At 62.2% G+C, this 20,718-nt stretch carries 19 protein-coding genes; 11 read left to right on the plus strand and 8 right to left on the minus strand.

Annotated features, from left to right (window positions below):
* Positions 1–67: 67 nt before the first annotated feature.
* The 4 genes from DGI_RS10690 to DGI_RS10705 all read left to right on the plus strand — a co-directional run bounded on the left by DGI_RS10690 (position 68) and on the right by DGI_RS10705 (position 5,403).
* On the plus strand, positions 68–511 hold the full coding sequence (locus tag DGI_RS10690) for a Tgt2/MlaC family protein (protein ID WP_051286717.1): 444 nt from the start codon (positions 68–70) through the stop codon (positions 509–511).
* A gap of 32 nt (positions 512–543) precedes the next feature.
* Positions 544–1,362, plus strand: coding sequence for an MlaA family lipoprotein (locus DGI_RS10695; protein ID WP_021761034.1), 819 nt, complete (start codon positions 544–546; stop codon positions 1,360–1,362).
* A 186-nt stretch (positions 1,363–1,548) separates the two neighbouring features.
* A complete protein-coding gene (locus DGI_RS10700) occupies positions 1,549–2,814 on the plus strand; it encodes a radical SAM protein (protein ID WP_021761036.1) in 1,266 nt (421 codons plus the stop codon).
* A 111-nt stretch (positions 2,815–2,925) separates the two neighbouring features.
* Complete coding sequence (locus tag DGI_RS10705; protein WP_081697017.1) at positions 2,926–5,403, plus strand: PilZ domain-containing protein; 2,478 nt, start codon at positions 2,926–2,928, stop codon at positions 5,401–5,403.
* 18 nt (positions 5,404–5,421) lie between these two features.
* Here DGI_RS10705 and DGI_RS17275 read toward each other — a convergent pair whose 3' ends face one another.
* The 5 genes from DGI_RS17275 to DGI_RS18430 are packed head-to-tail and all read right to left on the minus strand — an operon-like array spanning position 5,422 to position 9,601.
* Positions 5,422–6,864, minus strand: a complete 1,443-nt coding sequence (locus DGI_RS17275; RefSeq protein ID WP_021761040.1) for a sensor histidine kinase — start codon at positions 6,862–6,864, stop codon at positions 5,422–5,424.
* A 34-nt stretch (positions 6,865–6,898) separates the two neighbouring features.
* The gene (locus DGI_RS10715) at positions 6,899–7,084 is read right to left on the minus strand and encodes a hypothetical protein (RefSeq protein WP_021761041.1); all 186 of its coding nucleotides are present in this window, start codon (positions 7,082–7,084) and stop codon (positions 6,899–6,901) included.
* Between the two features lie 33 nt (positions 7,085–7,117).
* Positions 7,118–8,197: an agmatine deiminase family protein gene (locus DGI_RS10720; protein ID WP_021761042.1), complete on the minus strand. Its 1,080-nt coding sequence runs from the start codon at positions 8,195–8,197 to the stop codon at positions 7,118–7,120.
* Position 8,198: 1 nt separating this feature from the next.
* Positions 8,199–8,552 (minus strand): hypothetical protein, encoded by a 354-nt coding sequence (locus DGI_RS10725; protein WP_021761043.1) that lies wholly within the window; start codon positions 8,550–8,552, stop codon positions 8,199–8,201.
* A gap of 29 nt (positions 8,553–8,581) precedes the next feature.
* A complete protein-coding gene (locus tag DGI_RS18430) occupies positions 8,582–9,601 on the minus strand; it encodes a hypothetical protein (RefSeq protein ID WP_021761044.1) in 1,020 nt (339 codons plus the stop codon).
* 190 nt (positions 9,602–9,791) lie between these two features.
* Between DGI_RS18430 and DGI_RS10740 the strand changes: the two genes are divergently transcribed.
* The 7 genes from DGI_RS10740 to dsrP all read left to right on the plus strand — a co-directional run bounded on the left by DGI_RS10740 (position 9,792) and on the right by dsrP (position 16,082).
* Positions 9,792–10,298 carry an RDD family protein gene (locus tag DGI_RS10740; protein WP_021761045.1) on the plus strand — a complete coding sequence of 169 codons (507 nt, stop codon included), beginning with the start codon at positions 9,792–9,794 and terminating at the stop codon, positions 10,296–10,298.
* Positions 10,299–10,474: 176 nt separating this feature from the next.
* Positions 10,475–11,020 (plus strand): RsbRD N-terminal domain-containing protein, encoded by a 546-nt coding sequence (locus tag DGI_RS10745; protein ID WP_021761046.1) that lies wholly within the window; start codon positions 10,475–10,477, stop codon positions 11,018–11,020.
* A 28-nt stretch (positions 11,021–11,048) separates the two neighbouring features.
* Complete coding sequence (gene dsrM, locus DGI_RS10750; protein ID WP_021761047.1) at positions 11,049–12,065, plus strand: sulfate reduction electron transfer complex DsrMKJOP subunit DsrM; 1,017 nt, start codon at positions 11,049–11,051, stop codon at positions 12,063–12,065.
* A 23-nt stretch (positions 12,066–12,088) separates the two neighbouring features.
* The gene (gene dsrK, locus DGI_RS10755; protein ID WP_021761048.1) at positions 12,089–13,717 is read left to right on the plus strand and encodes a sulfate reduction electron transfer complex DsrMKJOP subunit DsrK; all 1,629 of its coding nucleotides are present in this window, start codon (positions 12,089–12,091) and stop codon (positions 13,715–13,717) included.
* A 2-nt stretch (positions 13,718–13,719) separates the two neighbouring features.
* The gene (gene dsrJ, locus DGI_RS10760; RefSeq protein ID WP_021761049.1) at positions 13,720–14,103 is read left to right on the plus strand and encodes a sulfate reduction electron transfer complex DsrMKJOP subunit DsrJ; all 384 of its coding nucleotides are present in this window, start codon (positions 13,720–13,722) and stop codon (positions 14,101–14,103) included.
* The gene (dsrO, locus tag DGI_RS10765; RefSeq protein WP_021761050.1) at positions 14,103–14,909 is read left to right on the plus strand and encodes a sulfate reduction electron transfer complex DsrMKJOP subunit DsrO; all 807 of its coding nucleotides are present in this window, start codon (positions 14,103–14,105) and stop codon (positions 14,907–14,909) included. The genes dsrJ and dsrO overlap by 1 nt, the downstream gene beginning before the upstream one ends.
* 12 nt (positions 14,910–14,921) lie before the next feature.
* The gene (gene dsrP, locus DGI_RS10770) at positions 14,922–16,082 is read left to right on the plus strand and encodes a sulfate reduction electron transfer complex DsrMKJOP subunit DsrP (protein ID WP_021761051.1); all 1,161 of its coding nucleotides are present in this window, start codon (positions 14,922–14,924) and stop codon (positions 16,080–16,082) included.
* Between the two features lie 415 nt (positions 16,083–16,497).
* On the opposite strand, the gene DGI_RS17280 is transcribed toward dsrP, so the two are convergent.
* The 3 genes from DGI_RS17280 to pgi form a co-directional block, all read right to left on the minus strand.
* A complete protein-coding gene (locus tag DGI_RS17280) occupies positions 16,498–18,141 on the minus strand; it encodes a serine hydrolase (RefSeq protein ID WP_021761052.1) in 1,644 nt (547 codons plus the stop codon).
* A gap of 490 nt (positions 18,142–18,631) precedes the next feature.
* Entirely contained in the window at positions 18,632–18,976 is a 345-nt protein-coding gene (locus DGI_RS10780; protein ID WP_021761053.1) for a carboxymuconolactone decarboxylase family protein, read from the minus strand.
* A gap of 78 nt (positions 18,977–19,054) precedes the next feature.
* Positions 19,055–20,713, minus strand: coding sequence for a glucose-6-phosphate isomerase (gene pgi / locus DGI_RS10785; protein ID WP_021761054.1), 1,659 nt, complete (start codon positions 20,711–20,713; stop codon positions 19,055–19,057).
* Between the last annotated feature and the right edge of the window lie 5 nt (positions 20,714–20,718).

The following is a 20,718-nucleotide window of genomic DNA, read 5'->3' on the forward strand; positions in this document are numbered from 1 at the left end:
CAGAACACCGCCCATGCCACAGCGGCTGCTAAAACTGGCTGAGGTTTGTGGGTAATCAGGAAACGCATTGGAAGATCAGCTCCGCAGCCTCGTCCGGGATGTGTTCGATTTCACGGAGCTCACCCGTCTGTGTCTGGGCGTGCACTGGAAGCGGTTCTCCCCGGATCAACAGGCCCAGGCTGCGGACGCCATGGCCGACCTGCTGGAATCCACCTACCTTGGCTCCATGAAAAAATACGAGAACCAGCAGGTGCAATACGGCGAGGTGGTGGCTGGCGAGCGCGGCGCCGTGGAAGTGCGCACCAATGTGGTGGCCGGCGCAAATGCCACGCCCATCGCCTACCGCATGCGGGATCTGGGCGGCTGGAAAGTGTACGATGTGGTCATTGAGGGCGTGAGCCTGGTGAAGAACTACCGCACCCAGTTCCAGGAAGTCATGCTCAAGAGTTCACCGCAGGAACTCATTGTCAAAATCCGGGAACGGGCTGCCGCCTCGCGCAGCGCCTCCTGAATCAATCCCGCTACCTCATAGTGAGCCTGCCCATGCACACCGTTACTCGACTGCTCCCGATGCTGCTGGTGCTCGCCGTCCTGACCCTGGCGACGGAATGCTACGCCAGCCAGCCAGCTCCGCTCCAGAATGCCGCCGCGGCCCAGACGTCGCCCCCCGTGGACACTGCAGCGCCAACCGAAAGCGACTTCGGTTTCAATGACGGCGACGCCACGGTGGCCGACCCGCTGCAGCCTTGGAACCAGTTCTGGTTCGGCTTCAACGACTATTTTTATCAGATCGTCATGCAGCCCCTGGGCAAGGGCTACAATTTCGTCACCCCTGTGGTGGTGCGTTCCGGCATCCGCAACGTCTTTCATAATCTGCTGTTCCCGGTGCGCTTCATCAACTGCATCCTGCAGGGCAAGTTTCTGGGCGCAGGCGTGCAACTGTCGCGCTTTGTGGGCAACACGGCCTTTGGCGTTGGCGGGTTCTTTAATCATTTCGACACAAAGCCGTCCATCGTCCCCTCGTATGACGAGGACTTCGGCCAGACCCTGGCCAGCTGGGGCGTGGGTGACGGCTTCTATCTGGTCATGCCCATCCTCGGCCCCACCACCCTGCGGGACGGCTTCGGCATCACCGTGGACCTGCTGGCCGATCCCGTCACATACCTGAACCCCTGGCCCCTGTACTTCGGCTACGATCCCAGCCCGTTCTGGGTGGAGGCGACTGTCCGCGGCGGCGAGCGGTTCAACAAAATGGCCTTTACGCTGGACGAGTACGATCGCTTCAAGCAGGCTGCCGTGGAGCCGTACAGCGCCATGCGGGATGCCTATATCCAGAACAGGAAAGTGGAAATAGGCCGCTAGGGCATTTTAATTTTGAAAAAGGACGTTGCGAGAAGGGAAACCTTTTNCTCGCGCTCTCCCCTTCCAAAACTTTGATGGGGGTTCGGGGGAACTCCTTTCAAAGACAACTTGCCCTCAACTGCCGCATCTATCCATCCAGGGGCGCCACGGGGCGCCCCTGTGCATGTTCCAACCAGGACTCCGTGCATGGCCACTGCCCCTTTTCATCTGATGTGGAACATGACCCGGCGCTGCAACTTCCAGTGCCGGTACTGCTATTTTCCCCACGAAGCCGCCCCGGTGGAGCCTGTGGTGCCGGCCGGCGTGCTGCTGGATTTTCTGGACGCCACCGGCGAGGAGTGGGTGGTGGGCATGACCGGAGGCGAGCCGTTTCTGTATCCGGACTTCGTGGATCTGTGCCACGAGCTGAGTCTGCGGCATCGCATCTCCATCGACACCAACCTGAGCATCTCCAGGCTGGTGCGGGACTTCGCCGACCGGGTGGACCCCGCCCGCGTGCACGATCTGTACATCGCCCTGCACATCGAGGAACGCCGCCGCAAGGGGCTGGTGGATGCCTTTGTGGAGGACATCCGCCTGCTGCTGGAGCGGGGCTTTCACCTGACGGTCAATTATGTGGTCCATCCCCAGCTTGTCCCGGAATTTCGCAAGGACAGGGAATGGTTTGGAGCCAGGGGCGTTCCCATCACCCCACGGCCATTCAAGGGATTTTTTGATGGGCAGGAATACCCCAACGCCTACAATGCCGAGGCCCGGGCCGTGTTTGCCGAGTTTCCCCGCGCCGGCCGCAAAATGGCCTTCAATTTCCAGGGCGTGCCCTGCCGCGGCGGCCGCACCCTGCTGCGATTGGAGCCGGATGGCCAGCTCTACCGGTGCAGCGGCGAAAAACGGGATCTGGGCAACATGCTGACCACCCCACGGCGGCTGGACACGGACGAACCCTGCCGCGCCCGCCGGTGTCCGTGCCTGGGGCCAAACTATGTGCTGCTCTCCCCGGCCCAGGACGCGCTGCTGGCCGGCCTGCAGGCCATGGTGACCGGCAACTCCACGGCCGCCCGCGAACAGTTTCTCATCGCCCTGAGCCTGGACCCCGAGCTGCCGGCCGCGGCCAACAATCTGGGCGTGCTGGACTGGGAAGCCGGAGCGCACGAAGCCGCCCGCGCCCGATTCGTCCAGGCCCTGGCGCTCGATCCCGGCGCCGATCTCTTCGTGGGCAATCTGGCAGCGGCCCTCGCCGCGCACGGCGAGCACCTCCGGGCGAAGGAAATGGTTCAGCGGCAGATGGATCCCGCCTGGCAGACCATCCTCACCCCCCTGGCCAGGCAACTGGCCCGCGGCGAAGAAACCGTTGGCTGGCCGCGGCTGTGCGTGGATTTCGTGCCAGAACACCGCCGCGAGGCCATGGGTATTCCCTTCCGCCTCCCGGTACGACCGGGGATCGATATGGAGTGAGCCTCTGTAAATTTTTGACAACCTGCCGGATCCTGACGAGGAAGAGGCCTGAAGGGGGTTTCGGGCGGATGCAAAAGAGGCTATGCTCCTGCTGCATTGGAGCCACACGCAATGCCTGTTACCAGACCCATGAACGAGATTCCCCCTTCTGCCTCGGTTCCGCTGGCGCACCCCGAACCGCCCGTGCTTGTTTTTCATGCGGATTCCCGGAATCGGGTAGCCCTCGTCTGCCCCGCCTGCAACAGAAAACGGCTGCTCGATGGCGCGAAGCTGGAGCAGGTCAAACAGCCTGCGGCCATCAAGTGCACCTGCGGGCATGTGTTTCACTGCCGGTTCGCCCCTGCCGAGGCAGCGTCCGTCACTTTGCCGCCTGCCGCTGCAGCACCTGCCCCGGCAGCCCCAGCCGAGCCGGAACTTCCCGTCTTCTGCGCAGATCGTCAAAACCGCTTCACCGTCATCTGTCCGGCCTGCAAGGATGCCCGTACCCTGGACGGGGAGAAGCTCCGCCACATCCCCCAGCCAGCCACCATGAAGTGCCGATGCGGCAACATCTTCAAATGTCGCTTCAAGTTTTTTGAGCCCGACTTCCAGCCCGAGGATCCGGACGCCATCCAGCCGCATCTCGATGCCGCAACCCATCTTCCCGATTTTGCGGATGAGGACTGCACCAAGACGTTTTCGCTCCAGGCGCGCGAAGCCGCCATGGCCAACCGCCGGACCCTGATGACCTTCCGCGAGATGCGCCCCGATGAGGAACTCGCGCAGGCAGCCCACACCGGCCCGCTGCCGTCTCCGGACTCCCTGCTGCGCGACATCCTGCCATCCAGCGACACGCCGCCCGAGGAGGCCGAGGTGTCCCTGTCACCCGAGGCTGTGGAGCATATTGGCTTCCAGCCCCGGACCGAGGCCGAGGCGCCTCCCGTTGCAGCAGCCAGGCCTGCCGACCTTGAAGCCTCCCCTGTCCTCGCGGTGCAGGCGGTGCAGGCGGTGCAGGCGGTGCAGGTCGTACCACAAGCGACCACAACACCGCAGGCGGATGAACTGCGGCGTCAGGAAGCGGCGCTTGAGGCCCGGCGTCTGACCATCGAACGAGAGCGCGAGGAATTGGAAGCCCTGCGCAGGCATCTGGAACAGGAACGCGAGCAGGTGCTGCAACAGAAGGAGCAGCTGGCCCGCATGCTGCGCCGGGTTTCTGCCCTGCCTGCCGCGCGCCAGCCGGCTGCCCTGCCTGCCGCCGAGCCCGAACCTCGCATCGCCATCTTTGCCCCGGACGCAGACGGCATCATCCAGGTGGAATGCCCCAGCTGCGGTTCCCGCAAGGCGCTCAAGGCTGCAGAGGTGGCCTCGATCAGGCAGCCGGCGCGCATGAAGTGCAAAAGCTGCGGCACGGTGTTCCCGTGTCGTTTCGCCCTGGAGCATCACGCGCCCCGGCCGGTTTCTTCGCCCGTTCCGCCCGTCTCGCCCGGCTCGCCCGTCTCGCCCGGCCCGGAGGATCTTCCCGTTTTCCATGCCGATGCCGCCGGCAACGTCACCCTGGTGTGTCCCTCGTGCCACGCCAGCAATATCGTGCCCGGGGAAAAACTTCGCGGCGTGGCGCAGCCGGCTCGTCTCAAATGCCGCTCGTGCCGGGCCTCCTTTTCCTGCCGCTTCGAGCTGGGCCCCCCGGCCCTTGTCCTGCCGGATCTTACGCCCAATCTTACGCCCGATCTTACGCCCGATCTTACGAATGTCACCAAGCTCGCCCAGGCAGACCTCCCCCGTTCGGACGAGCCGGCCAGCGAGGCTGACGACGCAGCCCTGACCATGCAGCCCGACGCCCACGGCAGATTTGCCTCACATGCGGAGACTCCCGAGGCTGCCGCGACAGAGGAAGAGCTTTCCAAAACCATGTCCCCCGAACGGCTGCAAGCTCTCTTCGCCTCGCGCGACGATGAGGAGCTCGCCCAGGCCGCCGTCTCCCTCATGGGCGACGACCTCAGCCACTACCTCACCCAGCTGGACGCCGCCCCTTCCGCCCCCGACCAGCACAGCCACGAAAGCCAGGACGACGCCTTGCCCGAGGCCGCCGTGATGGCGGAGATACTGCCCGCCCTGCCCTTCGAGACCGCCCAGGCGCCCCCCGGCCAGGAACCCCCGACCTATTATGTTGATGAAAACAGACAGGTCATGGTGCTGTGCCCCAAGTGCGAACGCGCCCGCAACCTGGACTTCACCCAGCACCCCGAGGTGGGCCCTGTCATCCGCACCTGGTGCAAATGCGGCAACGAGTACTTCTGCCGTCTGGAATTTCGCCGCACCTACAGAAAACGCGTGAACCTGCGTGGTACCTTCGGGCTCCCTGACGGCAGCATGCAAGGCGACATGACCGTGACGGACATTTCCCTTGGCGGCGTGGGCATGAAGCTGCCCACATCGTACGGCCTGCAGCCGGGCATGTTCCTGGACGTGAGCTTCCAGCTCGATAATCTGAAGGGAACCCCCATCCAGCGCCGGGTCCTGGTCCGCACCGTCCACGGCTTGTCCATCGGCGCAGAATTCGTGGGGCACCGCGAACGCGACAAGGATTTGGGCTACTATCTCATGGCGTGACGCGCGGCGCGCAGCGACTCACGGCGCCTGCTGCGGCAGTGGGATGCGCATTCTGCTGCACGCGCCGCCGTTGCTGGCGAGATCAATGCTCCCCTTGAGCTGCTGCACCAGGGAATTGACCAGCTGGAGCCCCAGGGAGGCCACGCAGTCGATATCCAGTCCCGGCGGATACCCCTTGCCGTTGTCCCCCACCTCCAGCAGCAACTCGGGCTGGCCGGCATCGCTCACCTGCTGCGACAGCCGAATGTGCACCCTGCCACCGCAGGCTCCGCCCCTGGCATCGCTGAAGGCATGCTTGAAGGAGTTGGAGGCCAGCTCGTTGATGATCAGCCCGCAGGGGATGGCCACATCCACATCCACGAACATGTCCGACACGTCCACCGCCACGTCAATCTCCCCCATGCCCCGGAAGGAGCTTTTGACGTGGTTGACCAGGCTCTGCACGTAGCCGCCAAAGTCAATCTTGTTCAGGCTTTCGGACTGATACAGCCGCTCATGGATGAGGGCCATGGATTTGACGCGGTTTTGGCTGTCGCGCAGGGCGTCGATTGTCTGCTCGTCCTTGAGGTAGCCAGACTGCAAATTCAGCAGGCTGGAGACCACCTGCAGGTTGTTCTTTACCCGGTGGTGGATCTCCTTGAGGAGCACTTCCTTTTCCTTCAGGGAATTGGTCAGCCGGGCCTCAGCTTCCTTCCAGGCGGAAATATCCCTGGCCACGCCCACGATGGCCATGTTCAGGCCCTTGTCGTCATGGATGACGGACCGCGTGAGGGACACGGGAAAAATGCGGCCATCCTTGCGGCGATGATAGATCTCCCGCGCTGCACCCCTGGTTTCGCTATCACTGGCCTGGCCCGCGGGCACCACCTCCGCCCGCAGCAAGGCGATGCTTTTTCCCAGGACCTCTTCTTCCTTGAAGCCGTACGTATGGCAAAAGGCCTTGTTGACGAAAACGAGGTGCTGCGCGGTGTTGGTGATGAATACGGCGTCCGTGATGCTCATGAGGGCATGGGTGAGCAGCCGGTATTGCCGCTGGGCCTGATGCTGCCGCACCGCACCTTCCGCAGCCTGGGGGATGAGCGCCATCCAGCGATGGTCCGCATCCTTGATGATATAATCGTAGGCGCCGTCGCGCATGGCGCGCACCGCCGTTTTTTCGTCGCCGGTGGCGGTGGCCAGAATGACCGGCACCGCGAGGGACGCGCACCGTTCCCGACCATGCGACACGCCGGCAGCATCCGCCGGGGTGCCTTCCAGCAGGTCGAAGACAAGGCCATCCTCCAGGCGATGCTCGCTGACCACCACATCCACATCATGCTCATGCAGCAGTCGCCGGGCCTCGGCCAGGGAGCCTGCATCATGCACGGTATAGGGCAACAGGTTTGCGTCGAAAAACTGCCGGAACCGCGCCCGCGACGAAATGTCGGCGTCAAGATACAGAATGTGCAATTGATGCTTCATGGGGTTGAGTTACATGGAAGGCGGCGCAGCCGTCTCAGGCCTGGCCGCCTTCCGCGGAATCGCCCTCGGCAAAGAGGGTATTCATGCTCTTGACGAAGGCGCGCGCCTCCTCCCGGGACAGGCTGGGCCCTCCGTGGGGAGCGTCCCCGGGCGAGTCGTCCATTGCCGGTTCGATCTCAAAATCGTCGTCCGTCGGGGAAAGGCGGCGCGTGTCCGTCATGGCGTGTCTCCGATGCAGTGCAGTGTCGCACGATTACAGGGAGCGGCTCGGCTCCTCGTGGCTCAGGCAATGAATGGCACCGTAGCCGAGAATCAAATCTCCGGCATGCACGCCTGCCACCTGACGGTCCGGGAACAGTTCCGCCAGGATGCCCAGGGCCGTCCGATCCTTGGGGGAATTGAACGTCGGCACCAGGATGGTCCGGTTCAGGATGGCGAAGTTGGCGTAAGATGCCGGCAGCCTGCGCCCCTTGTACACCAGCGGGTCCGGCATGGGCAGGGGAACAACCCGCAGGGGCGCACCGCCCGGAAGGGTTTCTCCCTGCAACCGTTCCATATTTTCGGCCAGGGGACGATAATTCACGTCGGCGGGGTTGGACTCCTGGGCCAGGACGACGGTATCCGGCGAGACGAAGCGGCACAGGTCGTCCACATGGCCGTGGGTGTCGTCCCCGGCAATGCCATGGCCCAGCCAGATGGTTTTCTCGATGCCCAGATACTGGCGGAAGAGGCCTTCATAATCCTGGCGGGTAAAGCCGGGGTTGCGCACCTGCACGGCGGGGTCCAGGTAGCATTCCTCGGTGGTCAGGAGCACGCCGCGGCCGTTGGAATCGATGCCGCCACCCTCCAGGGCCACGTGCTGCCCGTTCCAGATGGCCGGAATCAGCGGCCAGCCCCGTGCCTGGGCCAGGGCCGGGGGAACCTGGATATCCCGCAGGTGATTGGGATACAAGGCCCAGCCGGTAAAGCGAAAATGCACTGCGGCCAGGGAACCGTCTTCCTGACGGGCAAAGGTGGGCAGGTAGTCCCGGGCCCAGGCGCGGTCCGTGGGCAGATGGAAAAACTCCAGCCAGGGCGTGCCGGCTGCGTCATCCAGACTGGTGGCCACATCCACATCCACACTGGCCAGCAAGGCGCGCACCTTGTGCTCCTGCTCCGGCCCCTGGACAATAAGGCGCACCCGCTCCCGGCCCGCCAGCACGCGCAGCATCTCGGCATACACCCAGGGGATGCACGCGGCCTTGGGCGAATAATCGGCGGCGTTGTGGGGCCAGGTCATCCACAAGGCGTCCAGGGGATCGAACTCGGCAGGCATGCAGCCGGCCTGGGGCATCTCAACCACAGTTATCCTCCGCGGTGGCAGGTCCGAATTTGATGACGAGATTGTCTTCGTGCTTGATGAAATACCACACGCCCTTGCGCTGGGCGTCCCGTTTGGAGGCATCGCGCATGGGCAGCTGATAGCACAGGTAGGTGATACGACCGGAGGCGCGGGTGGCGTCCGGGTCGCCCAATTCCATGAGCACCTGCTGCTTGTTCATGCCCACATGCAGACCGCGCAGGCCGTCCACCCGTCTGGGCCACACGTGGTCCTGCTTGGAAGCGCACCCGCCTCCGGCAGTCAGCAGGGCCAGCAACAGAACCAACAGCCATAGGCCTGGGCCGGCGAAGTGAAACACACGTGTCATAGGCTGCAACTCCTTGAGGGAGTATGGGGTTATTCGCTGCGACGCAGCACCGGGCCTTCCTGGCGGACCATGGGGGTGGCGGCCATCTCCGGCAGGTCCGCGCCGGCTTTGTATCCATTGCCCAGCTTGCAGCGATTGATCAACTCCTGCAGCCGCTGCTTGAGCACAAAGGCCTGCATGCCATCGGTGATGGTGGTGCGAAAGACGATTTCATCGCCATACTGCTCGGAAAGCTGGGCTGTGCCTCGGTGCTGCTGAAACAGCACGGCCTGTTTGGCCGGGGACTTCAAGGTGAAGCTGAAGCCGCCGCCGTCTTGTCTTGTATATGTCACGCCATATGCATCCAGCTCGCTCAGGCGCGCAGTGCGGCGAAAACGATACTCGAACATGCGCGTGGTTTCCACCAGCTCGCACCCCTGCAGTTCCACCTGCTGCACATGCTCCTTGAGCATCTGCAGCAGCAGCTCGCGCTCCTTGCGGCGTTGCGCCTCTTCGAGGTGGCGTTTTCCATGCGGCGTTTTTTCGTAATCCACAAACACGAACAGCACGGGCCGAACAGCCTGGGGACCTGCGGCCTGGACGACGATATGCCGCGCGGCCTCCAGCGCCTGCTGCAGCTGGGCCTTGCGCTGCTCGCCTGCGCGTTGCTCGGCAAGTGTCTGCTCCAACCGGGCCAGGGCGGCTGGCGCGGGGGCGTTGACGCTGCCTGCGGGAGATGCTGCCCGCTGGGAGGCTGCGGAAGACTCGGTCTGGGAGCGCGACGGGGGGGACTTCGCCGGACGCTGCGCCTGGGCCGGGGGAGTTGCAGCAGGCACAGGCGGTTGGCCAGGTGTTTGGCTAGGTGTTTGGCGGGCTCGGGGGGATTGTGCGGATTGTCCCTGTGAAGAACGGGGGGAGGCCGTGCCGTGGTTCTGGGCCGGAGTCTTGGGCACAATCTGGATGGTGAACTGCGGTGCTGCATCCTGGCGTGCCGCGCGCGCAGGCAACGCCGCGCCGGTCGTCATCGCCATCGCCACCAGCATCACCAGCTGCACGCCGCGCCATCGCATCCCAACCACCCCCTTGCCTCATGGCAACGCCAAGACTGCCGCGCCACCCACGCAGCGCAGTGACCAGCCTTGCATATAGCCTGCGCAGGCGCTTCTGGCAATGGCTGGAACCATTTGCCAGACGCCAAGGCATCGGGTACAGGCCTGAGCAGGCCGACGCTTGCTGAAACCCCATACGGAGGCATGCTTCATGGACCGCAAAGGGTTCGGGCCGCGCCTGGGCGCCGCCATTCTGGATTTTTTGATTGTTCTTGTGTGCGTTGGGATACTGGCCCTGCTGTTCGGCACCACCATCGGCGCGCTGCTGGGCGGTACTGTGGCCGGCCCCGCAGGCGGTGTGGCTGGCGGATTGGCTGGCGCATACTATCTGACACCCATGCTCTTCCCTCCCCTGGCCTTTGCCTACGGCCTGATTGAGGCCTTCACCGGTGCGTCCCCCGGCAAACGCATGATCGGTATTGTCATCCGCACAGACTCGGGCCAGCCCGCCCCCCTGGCCACCCTGCTGCTGCGTTACCTGCTCAAGAATGCCGGCAGCGCCCTGGCCTTTTTGGCCCTGCTGACACACCTGAACACCCTGAACAGCCTAAGCACCCTGGCATCGGCAGCCATCACCTTGGGATTCCTGCTGACCCTCGGCGAATCGCGCCAGGCCCTACACGATCGCATCGTCGGCACGGCCGTATACGGGAGTTAACGACTTTCACCAACTGCTTCAGTGGGTTGCAGTGACGATTGCCTTCCTGGTCCAGGGCTTGTTTTTTTTTGGACAATCGCCGAAAAACCCCTTATACGAGTTGCCACGCCGGGTAGGGCTGGCGCACTGCCGCCGCGCCCTGCCCCTGGCACCCCCAACGTGCACGAGACGCCACCATGTCCTTTCTCGCTTTGCTTCGCTCCGATAAAAACGCCATCGCCACCGCATGGCGCGATGCCATTTACAGCACGTACCCGTTCGATACGGCTGGTTTTTTGCGTAAAGGCCAGGATGAATTCAAAAACCCGGTGGGCGTGCGCACCGATGCCGCCGTCCATGCCCTGACAAAGCACCTGCTGGAAGAAAAGGTGCTGGATGACCTGGATTTGGACGCCGCCCTGGACGAGCTGGTGCGCATTCGTGCCGTGCAGGACTTCACCCCGGCCAAGGCTGTGGGTGCAATTTTTCTGCTCAAAGGCGTCGTCAGACTGCATCTGTCCAAAGTGGGCAAGATGAAAGATCATATTGAGGCTGTGTTGCGTTTCGAGTCGAAAGTGGATAGCGTGGCGCTCCGCGCATTTGACATATATGTCAAATGCAGAACGCAGTTGTATGAAATGCGCCTGAAAGAGATCAAGAACAGACATGCAATGCTTTTTCGCCATGCCGGCTTGACGGCCGACACGGCGGCGGAAGAAACCCCGGATTCTGAACAACAGTAATCCTCAACAGGAAGCGAGGTGACGCTACATGGCATTCTTCATCTCCCTCATCCTCGTGCTGACGCTGTGCGCCGCGTCCTACTACGGGGCGGAGGCAGGCATGCAGTGGCTGTTCGGGATGACCATCCCGTACTTGGCCATTGCAGGGTTTGTCTGCGGATTTGCGTACAAGATTTATTCATGGGCCAAGTCTCCGGTGCCATTCCGTATTCCCACCACCGGGGGCCAGCAGTATTCGCATGAATGGATCAAACACAATCCGCTGGACAACCCGCACACCGTCAGTTGGACTGTGGGCCGTATGCTGCTGGAGATCCTGACATTCCGGTCTTTGTTCCGCAACACGGAAGTGGTGATCCACCGCACGGAAGACGGTCCCCGCGTGGCGTACAACTCCGCGCGCTGGCTGTGGCTGTTTGGCCTCATTTTCCATTACTGCTTCCTGGTGATTTTCCTGCGCCACTTCCGGTTCTTCCTTGATCCAGTGCCCTTCTTTGTGCGGGCCCTGGAATTCACGGACGGCATTTTCCAGATCGGCGCCCCCCGCCTGTACCAGACGGATGTGCTCATCCTCGCCGCCCTGGCGTTCTTGCTGCTGCGGCGCATGTTTGACCACAAGGTGCGCTACATCTCCCTCATCAGCGACTACTTCCCCCTGGTGCTCATCTCTGGCATCGCTCTTTCCGGCATTTACATGCGCTACTTGGGCAAGACGGACATCAATGCCGTGAAGATCTATGTGATGGGCCTGTTCACGCTGTCCCCGGTATCTGCGGAAGGCATCGCCCCCATCTTCTTCATGCATCTGTTCCTGGTGTGTGCGCTGCTGCTGTACTTCCCCTGGTCCAAACTCATGCATCTTGGCGGCGTCTTCCTCTCTCCCACGCGCAACCTGCCCAACGACTCGCGCATGCGCATGCATGTGAACCCCTGGAATCCGCCCAAGAAGTACCACACGTACGAAGCGTACGAAGACGACTTCCGCGAATTCATGGTCGAGGCAGGGCTGCCGGTGGACAAACCCTTGGACAAAGCGGACGCTTAGTCGTGGCAAATTAAGGAGAGGACATGGCCAAGTTCAATATGACTCCGGACGAGCTGCTCAACTTCCAGTTCGGTGCGCCGAACGTGGGATGGATGGAGCACAAGCCCGTCTTCAAGGAAGGCAATTTCGCCTACCCTGGCAAGGCTGATGTCATTCGGGATTTGGGATTTCCCAATCCCCGCGAATGGTCTCCGCTGGACGAAGACTGGAAACTGCCTGAAAACTGGATGGAAATTGTCCGCGATGGCATGAAGGACCGCCTGGATCGCTACCGTTCCTTCAAGCTGTTCATGGACATCTGCGTGCGCTGCGGCGCCTGCGCCGACAAGTGCCATTTCTACATCGGCGGCGGCGACCCCAAGAACATGCCGGTGCTGCGTGCCGAGCTGCTGCGCTCCATTTACCGCGGCGAGTTCACCACAGCCGGGAAAATCCTGGGCAAATGGGCCGGCGGCCGCCCCCTGACCATGGACGTGGTCAAGGAATGGTTCTTCTACTTCTACCAGTGCACCGAATGCCGCCGCTGCTCGCTGTTCTGTCCCTACGGCATCGACACTGCCGAAGTGACCATGATCGCCCGCGAGCTGCTGCAACTGCTGGGCATCAACATCAACTGGATGATGGAACCCGTGCGCAACTGCAACCGCATGGGCAACCACCTCGGCATCCAGCCCCACGCCTTCAAGGATATCGTTGACTTCCTGTGCGAGGATATCGAAGCTGTCACCGGTATCCGCATCAATCCGCCCATGAACGAGAAGGGGCATGAAGTCCTCTTCATCACCCCCTCCGGGGACGTATTCGCCGATCCAGGCATCTACACCTTCATGGGCTATCTGATGTTGTTCCATGAAATCGGCCTGGATTACACGCTCTCCACGTACGCATCCGAAGGCGGCAACTTCGGCCTCTTCACCTCCCACGAGATGATGAAGAAGCTGAACGCCAAGATGTATGCCGAAGCAGAGCGCCTGGGCTCCAAGTGGATCCTCGGCGGCGAGTGCGGCCACATGTGGCGCGTGATCAACCAGTACATGAGCACCCACAACGGCCCCTGCCCGCCGAAGATGGAAACGCCCGTCAGCCCCATCACGGGCACCGTGTTCCGCAACGCCACGGAAACCAAGATGGTGCACATTGCGGAATTCACGGCGGACCTGGTCCGGCACAACAAGCTCAAGTTCGACAAGCGCCGCAACTCTCACCTGAACGTGACCTTCCACGACTCCTGCAACCCTGCCCGCGGCATGGGCATGTTCGAAGAGCCGCGCGAGGTCATCAAGGCCTGCTGCGACAACTTCTTCGAAATGCCTGCCCAGACCATCCGCGAGCAGACCTTCTGCTGCGCTGGTGGTTCCGGCCTGAACACCGACGAAATCATGGAAATGCGCATGCGCGGCGGCCTGCCACGTGGCAACGCCCTGCGCCACGTGCAGCAAAAGCACGATGTGAACACCATGGCCTGCGTGTGCGCCATCGACCGCGCCACCCTCATCCCCCTGGCGGACTACTGGGCCCCTGGCGTGACCATCTGCGGCGTGCATGAGCTTGTGGCCAACGCACTCATCATGAAAGGTGAGCAGGAACGCACCATGGACCTCCGTCAGAACGAGCTGCCCTACCTCGACGAGAGCGCTGAGGAGGATGCGTAATCATGTACAACGCCAAATACATCATGCCTGGGCTCGTCATCTTCCTGGGCCTCATCACCTTCCCGCTCTGGTTCAACGTCCTGAGCTGCACGCGGTATGAAGCCCCCAAGCTGGCCCTGCCTGCAGATCAGCAAGAGTGCATCATCGACACCAAGGTCATGCGCGCCGAACACATGACCCTGCTCAACGACTGGCGCGACAAGTACGTGCGCGACGGCGAAGTCACCTTCACCGCCGCCAATGGCAAACTCTATGACATGAGCCTCATGAACACCTGCATGAGCTGCCACACCAACAAAGAGCAGTTCTGCGATGCATGCCACACGAAGAACAGCGTGTATCCCTACTGCTGGGAATGCCACATCGCGCCGAGGGGGAACCAGTAATGAGCAAGACCAGACGTGACTTCCTCAAGCTGGCCGGCGCCTGCGCCTGCACTGTGGCGGCCTCTCAGCTCGTTGGCGCCAACGCCCAGGCCGCCGATGCCGGCCACGGCGGGCATGCCCCGGCTGTGGCTCAGCCTGCCAATCAGCACGACAACGCCCTGCACGGCACGCATTGGGGCATGGTCATCGACACCAAGCGCTTCACCGACCCCCTGCTGGTGCAGAAGTGCATGGATGCCTGCCACCTGACCCACAACGTGCCCAAAATTGACGGCCCCCAGGAACTCAAGTGGATCTGGGCCGCCAGCTACCTGGAAACCTTCACCGAGCACAATCATTACCTGCCGGAAAGCGTGGAACAGCGCAGCTTCATGCTGCTGTGCAACCACTGCGAAAACCCCCCGTGCGTGCGCGTGTGCCCCACCAAGGCCACGTTCAAGCGCGCCTGGGATGGCATTGTGCAGATGGACATGCACCGCTGCATCGGCTGCCGGTTCTGCATGGCCGCCTGCCCGTACGGCGCGCGCAGCTTCAACTTCAACAATCCGCGCCCCTACCTCGACGAAACCAAGATGAACCCCGACTACCCCACCCGCATGCGCGGTGTGGTGGAAAAGTGCACCTTCTGCGTGGAGCGTCTGGCCCAGGGCCTGATGCCTGCCTGCGTGGAGGCGTCCGACGGCGCCATTCTGTTCGGCGATCTGGACGACCCGCATTCCTCCGTGCGCAAGGCCTTGGCCTCCAAGTTCACCGTCCGCCGCAAGGTCAGCCTGGGCACCGAACCGAGCGTCTACTACATCATCTAGAGGAACGAACCGATGCTCGAAAAAGCACTCAAAGGCTCTCCGCTGTACTGGTTCTGGCTGTTCTTCCTGGCTTGTGTGGCCGGGGTGGGAAGCATGGCCTATCTCTATCAGCTCAACTTCGGCCTCGGCGTCACCGGCATGAGCCGCGACGTCTCCTGGGGCTTTTATATCGCCCAGTTCACCTACCTTGTCGGCGTGGCCGCCTCCGCGGTGATGCTCGTGCTGCCCACGTACCTGCATCATTACAAGGCCTTCAAAAAGATGATCATCCTGGGCGAGTTCATGGCCATTGCCGCCGTGTCCATGTGCCTGCTGTTCATCATTGTGGACCTTGGCCAGCCGCAGCGCGCCATGAACGTCATCCTCCACCCCACCCCGGGATCCATCCTGTTCTGGGACATGATCGTCCTGAACGGCTACCTGTTCATCAACCTGCTGGTCGGCTGGGTGACCCTGCAGGCCGAACGCAATGAAGTGGCCCCGCCCAAGTGGATCAAGTTCTTCATCTACCTGTCCATCTTCTGGGCCTTCTCCATCCACACTGTCACGGCCTTCCTGTACGCCGGCCTGCCCGGCCGCCACTACTGGCTCACCGCCATCATGGCCGCCCGCTTCCTGGCCTCTGCGTTCTGCTCCGGTCCTGCCATCCTGCTGCTGCTGGCCTTCCTGCTCAAGCGGCTGGTGAACTTCGACCCGGGCAAGGAAGCCATCAAGAGCCTGGCCAAGATCATCACCTACGCCATGGCCCTGAACGTCTTCTTCTTCCTGCTGGAAGTCTTTACCGCCTTCTATTCCGATATCCCCGGCCACAAGGCGCCCATTGTGTACCTGTTCTCCGGGACAGACGGCTTTGCCCAGTGGACGCCCTTCATGTGGCTGGCTGCCATCCTGGCCTTCGTCTCCCTGGCCCTGCTGATTCCGGCCAAACTGCGCGACAACCATGAACTGCTGCCCTGGACGCTGCTGTTCCTGGTCCTCGCCACCTGGATCGACAAGGGCATTGGCCTGCTGGTCGGCGGTTTCACACCCAACATGTTTGAAACCGTGACCGAGTACATTCCCTCCATCCCCGAGCTGGCCATCGTCCTGGCCATCTACGCCATGGGCGCGATGATCCTCACCGTGCTCTGGAAGATTGCTCTGGGTGTGAAGCAGGAAGTGGGACACTTCTAACAACGCCGCACCGTTCGGGGGAACCCAGGTTCCCCCGGGCCCCTCTTTTCGGCCCTGGCAGCACGTCACCTTCGATGCGCTGACAGGGCCGAACTCATTGGTACAGAGCACAAGAGACGCACATCGTATTTCGCCTGTCCATTGACGTGGCGGTGGAATCAGTCTCCCCTCCCAGTGCATCCTCCATCCCCCCACTGCACAAAACAGTTCGGGCCGGGGAGACTTGCATCATCTTGACGCAGCCTGCCCGGCCCGAACACTGGGGGACGTGGTGGGGAAGCATGGCACGTTACCCGTAAAGAGGCTATCCCAACTCGCGCTCTCCCCTTCCAAAAATTTGATAGTGACTTTGAATCACAATAAAAAAAGTCTTTGGAAAGGGGTTTCTTCCCCCGAGAAGTCTTTGCAAGTCATCTCACCGCAGCGCGGCCTGGTTTTGCTCCATGCCGGCATCCATCTGGATGATGAGGGTATTGTCCAGGTGCAGATTTTTCTTGAGGGTGGTGCGATACTGGCGGGCTTCCTGAAGATCATCAAAGGAGCCGATGACCACGCGGTGCCAGGTGCCCTTCTGCTTCAGGTGCACGGTGACCACGCGGGCGTCCAGGCCGGCCTGACGCAGCTTGCTGGTATGATCGACGGCGCCGTCACGGTCTTTCCAGGAACTTTCCTGAATGGAATAGTACACGCCCTGGGCGATGGCTGCTGGCTGGGGCATGCCGCGAGGCACGGGCACGGGGTCCAGGGCCGCGGGACGTTCGATGCTGCCGCGGATTTCATACGGGCTGGTCGCCACGATATGGTCCGCCAGGGCCAGCACAGGAGAGGCGGCCGAAGACGTGGCAGGCTGGGGAACCGGGAACGGCGCCAGGCTGGCCACAAGGCGGGCGGCCGGCGTGGGCCGGCGCGGCGGCATTGCGGGCTGGCTTGCGGGGGCAGACTGCTGGCCGGGGGGAGTGGCCGTCAACATTTCGGCGGCGGCGTCGGCCAGGGCTGTGGCTTCGGCCAGATCTTCGTCGTCGGGGATGTCGGAGCCGTCCACCACCACGTCATCGGTCTCTTCCGGCGCAGGAGCTTCCGCCACCAGGGGAGCCGCCGGGGCCGATGCCGCAGATGCCGCAGATGCCGCAGATGCCGTGGACGCAGGGGCGTCCGCGCGAGGAGCCGGGGTTTTGGGTGCAGGATCCAGCGCGGCCAGTTCCGTACTGAGTCCCGCCGCAGGCAGGTCCACCTTGGCCGTCAACGCGGTTTTGGGCTGTCGGCCGGCATAGCAGGCCTCAATGATGCTGGCGGCTTCCCGATTTCGGATGGCCCAGCTTTGCCCGCCCAGCACCACGGCAATAAGCCGGCGATTGTTGCGCCGGGCAGTGACGATGATATTGAACCCGCTGGCCCGGACAAAGCCGGTCTTCAGACCATCCACGCCAGAGCAGGAGCCCAGCAGGCGGTTGGAGTTGGTGCGGGTGTACTTGTTGTGGGTGATGGAGCGTTTGGAGTGGATTTTCAGCGCGTTGGGGAACCGTTTGAGGTAGGCGGCGGCCAGCACCAGCTGATCGCGGGCGGTGGTGATCTGACCGGACGCAGGCAGGCCGTTGGGGTTCATGTAGACCGTGTCCTTCATGCCCAGGGCCTTGGCCTTGCGGTTCATGCGGGCGACAAAGTTGGTAATGCCGCCCAAATGTTCCGCGATGGCCACACAGGCGTCGTTGCCCGAGGCGATGGCCATGCCGTGCATCAGGTCGTTGATGGTCACGGTCTCGCCGGCCTTGAGGTTCATGGTGGACCCGCCGGTATTGGCCGCTCTGACGCTGACTTTGACTTTGTCGTTCAGCGAGGCTTTTTTCTGTTCAATGAGCTCCCACACCAGATACATGGTCATCACCTTGGTCAGCGATGCCGGGGCAATCTTTCTGTGGGGGTCCTGCTCATACAGTACCATCCCCTTGCCCATGTCCATGACAATGGCGGATTTTACATTGAGCGAACTCGCCCAGGCGGTCCCCCAAAGAAGCATGACCACAATGGCGCTGCAGACGAGTGCCCGAATTGCGTGAACCATAACGATCCCCTGCTGTGCTTGCGTTACGAACACTCTAGCATAGCGTGAAATTTTGTTTCAATACTTTCTCTACACTTTTCGGAACGGTATTGATTATGCATAGGGAGTTCTCCCTGTCAGAGCGATGGACAGTCCGGCTGTTGGCGGCAGTCAGACACCAACATTGCGCGCGCATGACGGTGCATGGGGTTCAGATAATTTCAGTCCATGCAAAAGACAATCCATCACCACAAAAAAAAAGGGGGCCAGCGGCCCCCCTGTGTATCCTGCCTGCCCGAATTCTGCAGGCTAGGGCATTTTAATTTTGAAAAAGGATATTGCGAGAAGGGAAACCTTTTTGCAAAAGGTTCTCCCCTCTCGCGCTCTCCCCTTCCAAAACTTTCATAGTGACCTTGAATCACAATAAAAAGTCTTTGGAAAAGGGGTTCGGGGGAAGAACCTTTTTTCAGAAAGGTTTTCCCCCGAGAACTCCTTTCAAAGATAACTTGCTCTATTTCTTGGCAAACTGGTCAAAGGCGTCCAGGGCCCGGGAGGAGTACACCAGCGCCGCGCCGGCGTTCAGCGCCGTGGCCATGGCCAGGGTTTCCAGCAGCTCCTCGCGGCTGGCTCCCAGCTCCACAGCCTTGGACGCGTGCACGGCAATGCACGTATCGCACCGGGTGGTCACGGCCACAGCCAGGGCGATAAGCTCGCGGGTCTTGCCGTCCAGGGCGCCCTTGCTTTCCGCGCCGCCTTCAATGGTCTGCAGCCCTTGCAGGATCTTGGGATTGTCCTTGGCCAGCGCGCCGATGGCTCCAAAGGCATCCTTGAGAAACTCCGGCCAGTTGTTCAGCATACCATGCTCCTTTCGGGATGCGCTGCCCGCCTCCCATGGCAACAGATTCTGCCTGATTTCCTCTGAAATTGCCAGCGGTCACCCCTGGTGGCTGCGGAACCAGTCCATCAGGCCGGCGGTGGAGCTGTCGTGCCCGGAGGGGGGCGCATCGCCGCGCAGCTCACGTTCAATGGTCTTGGCCAACTGCTTGCCCAGCTCCACCCCCATCTGATCGTAGGAGTTCACCCCCCAGATGGCCCCCTGTACGAAGATCTTATGTTCGTAGCAGGCGATAAGCAGGCCCAGGGTGCGCGGGGTGAGCACAGGATAAAAAATGGACGTGGTGGGCTTGTTTCCGGGAAAAACCTTGTGCGGCGCCAGCCGCTGGGCTTCTGCCTCGGGCAGGCCGGCGGCGCGCAGTTCCTCCAGGGCCTCGGTCAGGGTCCGGCCGCGCATGAGGGCCTCGGTCTGCGCCAGGAAATTGGCGATAAGCAGCAGGTGGTGCTCGCCCACGGGATTCAGGGTCCGCGCAGGAGCCAGGAAGTCGCAGGGAATGAGACGGTCGCTCTGGTGGATGAGCTGATAGAACGCGTGCTGGCCATTGGTGCCCGGCTCGCCCCAGATGACCGGGCCGGTGGCGTAGTCCGCGAACTCGCCGTCCAGGGTGGTGCGCTTGCCATTAGATTCCATGTCCCCCTGCTGAAAATAGGCGGCAAAGCGGTCCAGATATTGATCATACGGCAAAATGGCCTGCGTCTCGGCTCCCCAGAAATTCACGTACCAGATGCCCAGCAGCGCCATGAGCACGGGCACGTTTTGCTCCAGGGGCGCCGTGCGGAAGTGCTCGTCCATGGTGAAGGCGCCTTCCAACAACTCCTCGAACCCGTCCGGCCCGATGGAGAGCATGATGGACAGACCAATGGCCGACCACAACGAGTACCGGCCGCCCACCCAGTCCCAGAACTCGAACATGTTCGCCGTATCAATGCCAAAGGCGGACACGGCGACATGGTTGGTGGAAAGGGCCACGAAATGCTTGGCCACCTGGGCGGGATCCCCGGCGCGTTCCAGGAACCAGGCTTTGGCCGTGGCGGCATTGGCCATGGTTTCCTGGGTGGTGAAGGTTTTGGAGGCCACAATGAACAGGGTGGTGGCCGGATTCAGACGTTTGACGGTCTCCACCATGTGCGTGCCGTCCACGTTGGAGACAAAGTGACAACGCAGGCGCTCGTGTCCGTAATGGGCCAGGGCCTTGGTGACCATCAGGGGCCCGAGATCCGAGCCGCCAATCCCGATGTTCACCACATCCGTAATGGGTTCCCCGGTGTAGCCGCGCCACTCGCCGGAGCGGATTTTTTCGGCAAAGGCGCGCATCCTGGCCAGCACGGCGCGCACGGCGGGCATGGCGTCCTGCAGCTCGCCGGTGTCGTTGCGAGGACCCATGGGCCGCTGGGAACGGTTGCGCAGGGCCACATGCAGCACGGCGCGGCCCTCGGTGATGTTGATGCGCTGGCCGTCGAACATGGCGTCTCGCCGGGCTTCCACCTGGCAGTCCGTGGCCAGGGCCTGGAGCAGGAGCAGCGTTTTGTTGGTGATGCGGTGCTTGGAAAAGTCGAAGAGCACACCGTCCACGGTTCTGGAAAGCTGTGCAAAGCGGTCGGGGTCCTGTGCGAAGAGGTCGCGCAGGTGCACGCCGGCCAGTTCCTGCTTGTGGGCGGCAAGGGCTTTCCAGCTCTCCAACAAAGTGCGGCTCTGCATGGGCG

Source organism: Megalodesulfovibrio gigas DSM 1382 = ATCC 19364, assembly GCF_000468495.1.
Lineage (GTDB): Bacteria > Desulfobacterota > Desulfovibrionia > Desulfovibrionales > Desulfovibrionaceae > Megalodesulfovibrio > Megalodesulfovibrio gigas.

What these genes read in the sequence shown, in the direction of transcription:
- DGI_RS10695 (WP_021761034.1), top strand. Translation starts at nt 544, where the DNA reads ATGCACACCGTTACTCGACTGCTCCCGATGCTGCTGGTGCTCGCCGTC.
- DGI_RS10700 (WP_021761036.1), top strand. Translation starts at nt 1,549, where the DNA reads ATGGCCACTGCCCCTTTTCATCTGATGTGGAACATGACCCGGCGCTGC.
- DGI_RS10705 (WP_081697017.1), top strand. Translation starts at nt 2,926, where the DNA reads ATGCCTGTTACCAGACCCATGAACGAGATTCCCCCTTCTGCCTCGGTT.
- DGI_RS17275 (WP_021761040.1), bottom strand. Translation starts at nt 6,864, where the DNA reads ATGAAGCATCAATTGCACATTCTGTATCTTGACGCCGACATTTCGTCG.
- DGI_RS10715 (WP_021761041.1), bottom strand. Translation starts at nt 7,084, where the DNA reads ATGACGGACACGCGCCGCCTTTCCCCGACGGACGACGATTTTGAGATC.
- DGI_RS10720 (WP_021761042.1), bottom strand. Translation starts at nt 8,197, where the DNA reads ATGCCCCAGGCCGGCTGCATGCCTGCCGAGTTCGATCCCCTGGACGCC.
- DGI_RS10725 (WP_021761043.1), bottom strand. Translation starts at nt 8,552, where the DNA reads ATGACACGTGTGTTTCACTTCGCCGGCCCAGGCCTATGGCTGTTGGTT.
- DGI_RS18430 (WP_021761044.1), bottom strand. Translation starts at nt 9,601, where the DNA reads ATGCGATGGCGCGGCGTGCAGCTGGTGATGCTGGTGGCGATGGCGATG.
- DGI_RS10740 (WP_021761045.1), top strand. Translation starts at nt 9,792, where the DNA reads ATGGACCGCAAAGGGTTCGGGCCGCGCCTGGGCGCCGCCATTCTGGAT.
- DGI_RS10745 (WP_021761046.1), top strand. Translation starts at nt 10,475, where the DNA reads ATGTCCTTTCTCGCTTTGCTTCGCTCCGATAAAAACGCCATCGCCACC.
- dsrM (WP_021761047.1), top strand. Translation starts at nt 11,049, where the DNA reads ATGGCATTCTTCATCTCCCTCATCCTCGTGCTGACGCTGTGCGCCGCG.
- dsrK (WP_021761048.1), top strand. Translation starts at nt 12,089, where the DNA reads ATGGCCAAGTTCAATATGACTCCGGACGAGCTGCTCAACTTCCAGTTC.
- dsrJ (WP_021761049.1), top strand. Translation starts at nt 13,720, where the DNA reads ATGTACAACGCCAAATACATCATGCCTGGGCTCGTCATCTTCCTGGGC.
- dsrO (WP_021761050.1), top strand. Translation starts at nt 14,103, where the DNA reads ATGAGCAAGACCAGACGTGACTTCCTCAAGCTGGCCGGCGCCTGCGCC.
- dsrP (WP_021761051.1), top strand. Translation starts at nt 14,922, where the DNA reads ATGCTCGAAAAAGCACTCAAAGGCTCTCCGCTGTACTGGTTCTGGCTG.
- DGI_RS17280 (WP_021761052.1), bottom strand. Translation starts at nt 18,141, where the DNA reads ATGGTTCACGCAATTCGGGCACTCGTCTGCAGCGCCATTGTGGTCATG.
- DGI_RS10780 (WP_021761053.1), bottom strand. Translation starts at nt 18,976, where the DNA reads ATGCTGAACAACTGGCCGGAGTTTCTCAAGGATGCCTTTGGAGCCATC.
- pgi (WP_021761054.1), bottom strand. Translation starts at nt 20,713, where the DNA reads ATGCAGAGCCGCACTTTGTTGGAGAGCTGGAAAGCCCTTGCCGCCCAC.